This window comes from Clostridium sp., assembly GCF_016650095.1.
Taxonomy (GTDB): Bacteria; Bacillota; Clostridia; order Clostridiales; family Clostridiaceae; genus Clostridium_AD.
Map to the genome: position 1 here is coordinate 1 of NZ_JAENWL010000264.1, position 5,421 is coordinate 5,421.

The following is a 5,421-nucleotide window of genomic DNA, read 5'->3' on the forward strand; positions in this document are numbered from 1 at the left end:
AGTACATTTTATTATGTATTAAACAGTGGGAAACCATTAGTGGATTATGTTCAATCTTATATGAATTATAAAGGTGAAAAGGTTACAACTGTAACATCGACCATTCCATTAATGAAAGATGATAAAATTATTGGTGCTCTTGAAATATATAGAAACGTCACAGATGTTAAGAAGTTGTATGGGGAAATTGCTTCATTACAGAAAAAATTGTTTGTTATAAATCGTGACAAAAAAAAATCCAGAGGAAATGGGACCATTTATACACTTGAAAATTTAATTGGACAAAGTAATATAATTAGAGAATTAAAAGTTAAAGCTTGTAAAATCGCAGATAGTAGGTCACCTGTTATGATTTATGGTGAAACGGGAACAGGAAAGGAAATATTGGTACAAGGTATTCATAATGCCAGCTTATTGAGAAGAAATAAGCCCTTTATTGCCCAAAATTGTGCTGCAATACCGCACGGTCTTTTAGAAGGAATTCTCTTTGGAACTTGTTTAGGAAGTTTTACAGGGGCGATAGCAAAACCGGGTATATTTGAACTCGCTGATGGAGGTACTTTATTTTTGGATGAAATAAATTCAATGGATATAGATCTTCAGGCAAAATTGCTTCGTGTTCTTCAAGATGGAGTGGTAAGGAGAATAGGGGGAACTAAAACAATTACTTTAGATGTAAGAGTCATTGCGGCTACAAATGTAGAACCTTTACAATCAGTGAAGGAAAAGTCGTTACGAGAGGACTTATATTATAGATTAAATGTTATTTCACTAAATATAATTCCATTAAGGGAAAGAAAAGAAGATATTTCCTTACTTGTGGATTATTTTATCAACATGTATAATAAAAGGTTAAATAAGGAGATAAAAAGGATTTCGAAAGGTTGTTTGGACATATTTTTGAATTATGATTGGCCTGGAAATGTTAGACAATTAAAATATATGATTGAAAGTGTGATGAACTTTATTGACGGAAATATCATTGAAGTTGAGGATTTGCCATCTAATATTGTTAATTACGACTCTAGTTTTATACAGAAAAATAAATTATATAAGATAAATAATTTATTACCACCATTAAAAGAGGCAATAAGCCAATATGAGAAAGAATTAATAGAAAGGGCTGTTGAGCAAGCTAATGGAAATTTTGCAAAGGCAGCTAGATTATTAAAAATACCTAAGCAAACTTTACATAATAAAATAAAAAAAAATGGGATCCGAGGAAAGTATGTAATTCAATAAATGTCCCAAAATTAAGACAAAGTCAATAAATACATAAAATACATACCAAATTTGGGAGCATTTTTTGTGAAATAAAAAAATAAATCATAAAAAAATTAGGGAGTTCGCATTTATGCACATATAAATAAAAATAGCATAGGAATAGAGAATGTGGTATGAATATTGCTTGTTATATGAATATCCATATTGATTAATTTATTAAAATGTATTGTTTTTATATTTGAAAAATAAGCTATGAAAATTGCTATTATAGAATATAGCATTTATGACTATTGAGAAAGGGTGTGGTTGATAAATGCAAAAGGCTATTATTACTAATATACAAAAGTATTCAGTACATGATGGTCCGGGGATAAGAACAACTATATTTTTCAAGGGATGCCCCTTAAATTGTTTATGGTGTCACAATCCAGAAACTCAAAATCCAAACACTGAAATTATGTTCTTTAAGGAAAGATGTACGCTCTGCGGCTCATGTTTAAAAAGATGTCCACAAAAAGCAATAGAATTTGTAGAGAGATATCCTATAATTAATGAAAGCAAATGCACCCTCTGTGGAAAGTGTAGTGATTTTTGCCCCAGTAATGCCAGAGAGCTTGTAGGGGAAGAAATAACAGTAAAGGACTTGATGAAAGAGATACTTAAGGATGAAGCATTTTATGATGAATCAAATGGTGGTGTTACATTTTCTGGAGGTGAACCTTTAGTGTATGTAGAGTATTTAAACAATGTGCTTCAGGCTTGTAAAGGTAGAGGTATCCATACAACAATTGACACTAGCGGTTATGCATCTTGGGAACAATTTGAAAAAATAGTTGATAAAGTTGATCTCTTCCTATTTGATATTAAGCATATGAACAATGAAAAACATTTGAAATATACAGGAGTTGAAAACGTTATCGTTTTAGATAATCTAAAAAAGCTTTCGGAAAGTGGCAGTAATATTTATATAAGAATGCCAATAATTGCTGGTGTAAATGATGACGATGAAAATATTGATCTCGCAATTGATTTTATATCAAAATTAAATATAATACATGTAAATTTACTGCCTTATCATAAGATTGGTATGGACAAATATAAAAGGCTTAATATGGAATATAAACTAACAGGCTTGGAAAAACCATCTGATTTAGTTATAAACAAAATTGCAGAAAAGTTTAAAAAAGCTGGAATTAAAATTAAAATAGGGGGTTAAATATTATGATGACTGAAAGAGTAAAAAAGTTAAGGGAACAAAGTTTAAATGCTGTTCCAAGTGTTTCAATGGAGAGGGCAAAGATTGTAGACGAAGTTACTAAAAAATATGAGGGATCAGTTCCAGTACCTGTACTTAGAGCATTAGTTTTAAAAGAGATTATGTTAAAAAAACAGCTTTGCATTAATGATGGTGAATTAATTGTTGGTGAAAGAGGAGAATCACCTGCCTCAACTTGTACTTATCCTGAATTATGCTGTCATACTTTGTTGGATTTTGATGTTATGGGAGGACGTGAAAGAATAAACTTTAATGTTAGTGATGAATCAAAAGAATTTCAGAAGGATGTTATAATTCCATATTGGGAAGAGAGATCAATGAGATACAAAATATTTGAAAACATGACTGAGGAATGGAAAGGGTGCTATGAAGCAGGTATGTTTACAGAATTTATGGAGCAAAGAGGACCAGGGCATACTGCATGTGATGATAAAATATACTATAAAGGATTCCTTGATTTTAAAAAGGATATTCAAGCTTCAATAGATAAACTTGATTTTCTTGAAGATGAGGAAGCTTTAGATAGAAGGAACCAGCTTGATGCTATGGCAATAGCATGCGATGCAATAATGATTTTAGGAGAACGTTATGTTACTTATGCAAAGGTGTTAGCAGAAAAAGAAGCTGATCCAGTTAAAAGGCAGGAACTACTTGATATAGCAGAAGTGTGTAGTCAAGTTCCAGCATATGCTCCAAGAACTTATAGGGAAGCACTTCAAATGTATTGGTTTGTACATTTATGTGTTATTTCTGAATTAAACCCATGGGACGCCTTCAATCCTGGTAGATTGGATCAGCACTTAATTTCATTTTATCAAAAGGGAATTGAAGAGGGCACATTAAACCATGATGAGGCAATAGAATTACTAGAATGCTTCTGGGTTAAATTTAATAATCAGCCAGCACCACCTAAGGTTGGTATCACTTTAAAAGAAAGTTCAACTTACACCGATTTTGCGAACATTAATATTGGTGGAGTAACTAAAGACGGTTTAGATGGAGTTAACGATGTAAGTTATATGTTACTTGATGTAATAGACGAAATGAGATTGCTGCAACCAAGCTCAAATGTTCAAATAAGTAAAAAGAGTCCACAAAAATTTGTTAAGAGAGCCTGCGAGATAGCAAGAGAGGGCTGGGGACAGCCCTCAATGTTCAATACAGATGAAGTTATTCAGGGATTGGTTTTTTCAGGGAAATCCCTTGAAGATGCAAGATGCGGCGGAAACAGTGGCTGTGTAGAGTCAGGTGCCTTTGGAAAGGAAGCATATATACTAACTGGATATTTTAATATGAATAAGGTACTTGAAATTACATTAAACAATGGTGTAGATCCAATGACAGGTAAGAAGCTTGGTATTGAAACTGGAGATGCTTCAAAGTTTAAAACCTATGATGAATTATTTGAAGCATATAAAAAACAGATGAAACACTTTATTGATATTAAGGTAAAGGGTAATAGAGTAATAGAAAGATTATTTTCAACTCTGATGCCTGAACCATTCCTTTCTGTAGTAATATCTGACTGTATTTCAAATGGTAAGGACTATAATGCAGGAGGAGCAAGATATAACACGAATTTCATCCAATGTGTTGGTATCGGAAATATTACAGATTCTTTGTCAGCGATAAAATATCAAGTATTTTACAAGAAAAACTTTAATATGAATGAATTATTAGAGGCTATTAAAGATAACTTCAAGGGACATGACGGTATTTATAATTTAGTTAAGAATAAGACTCCAAAGTATGGTAATGATGATGACTATGCAGATGGTATAATGAAAACCATATTTGATGCATACTATAATGAAATAAATGGAAGAAGAAATGGAAGAGGTGGATTCCATAAAATAGAGATGCTCCCAACAACATGCCATGTTTATTTCGGAGACGTTATGGGTGCAAGTGCAGATGGAAGAAAGGCACACATGCCTGTTTCTGAAGGTATTTCTCCATCACAGGGAGCAGATACACACGGCCCTACAGCAGTTATTAAAACATGTGCAAAAATGGATCATATAAAAACTGGTGGAACTCTCCTTAATCAAAAATTTATTCCATCTGTTGTAGCAGGTGAAACTGGACTTGATAATATGGCTAGTCTGGTTAGAACGTACTTTAAAATGGATGGTCATCATATACAGTTTAATATTGTAGAGAAGAAGACACTTTTAGACGCTCAAAAAAATCCAGATCAATATAATGATCTTATTGTTCGCGTTGCAGGATACAGTGATTACTTCAATAATCTTGATAGAGCATTGCAAGATGAAATAATTAATAGAACAGAGCAAACATTTGATGGAGGCGTTTCTTAGGAAAATAGTAAAAAGTTTTACTATGTAAGGAAACGCACATAGATTCGCTTTATGCAAATCTATGTTCGTTCCTTTTATGTATTGGTAGTTGCTATGACTGTTTAAATAATTCTGTGCATTCTATTTCTTTTGACAAGTTAAGAAGCTATTGAAAGGCAGGATTTCGGAAATAATATTTTATCCTATAATAGAAAAGCAGAGCTTGAAGATATGGATTTATGTTGCGATGGAGTGATTATTTTAGGAAAAAGATATGATGAGATAGCAAAAGAGATGGCATAAACGGACCAACTTAGGTGCTAAAATTATGTTCTAAGATGGAACACTTGAAAACGTGAGGAACATTACTAAATCAGAAATTTACACCCTTAGTTGTTGCAGGTGAAAAAGGACTCGAAAATTTAGCATTATTTGTTAAAACATACTTTACTATGGATGGTCATATATTTAGAAATTTTGAAATAATAGGAGTTGTTAAAAAATGGGATGGACTGAACTCAAAGTAAAATCTGATGAAGAATATAATAATAGAGTTAAAATTACTGGATTACAAGAAAGATGGAAAGTATTAAATGATGAATGTATTAAAAAATACAAACA

General features: G+C 32.1%; 3 protein-coding genes and 1 pseudogene. All 4 read left to right on the forward strand.

Features of this window, described 5'->3' with window-relative positions; all coding sequences use genetic code 11:
- Positions 1-1,242, forward strand: a 1,242-nt coding sequence (locus tag JJE11_RS13970) for a sigma 54-interacting transcriptional regulator (protein WP_291636667.1), incomplete at its 5' end; no start/stop codon positions are given.
- A gap of 295 nt (positions 1,243-1,537) precedes the next feature.
- Entirely contained in the window at positions 1,538-2,440 is a 903-nt protein-coding gene (locus tag JJE11_RS13975; RefSeq protein ID WP_291636669.1) for a trans-4-hydroxy-L-proline dehydratase activase, read from the forward strand.
- A 5-nt stretch (positions 2,441-2,445) separates the two neighbouring features.
- Complete coding sequence (hypD, locus tag JJE11_RS13980; protein WP_291636672.1) at positions 2,446-4,821, forward strand: trans-4-hydroxy-L-proline dehydratase; 2,376 nt, start codon at positions 2,446-2,448, stop codon at positions 4,819-4,821.
- Between the two features lie 278 nt (positions 4,822-5,099).
- Positions 5,100-5,264: pseudogene (locus tag JJE11_RS13985) on the forward strand (glycine radical domain-containing protein); the annotation flags it as partial.
- Positions 5,265-5,421 lie beyond the last annotated feature (157 nt).

Excerpts from the sequence above, each read along its gene's own strand:
- hypD (WP_291636672.1), top strand. The coding sequence starts at position 2,446 with ATGATGACTGAAAGAGTAAAAAAGTTAAGGGAACAAAGTTTAAATGCT.
- JJE11_RS13975 (WP_291636669.1), top strand. The coding sequence starts at position 1,538 with ATGCAAAAGGCTATTATTACTAATATACAAAAGTATTCAGTACATGAT.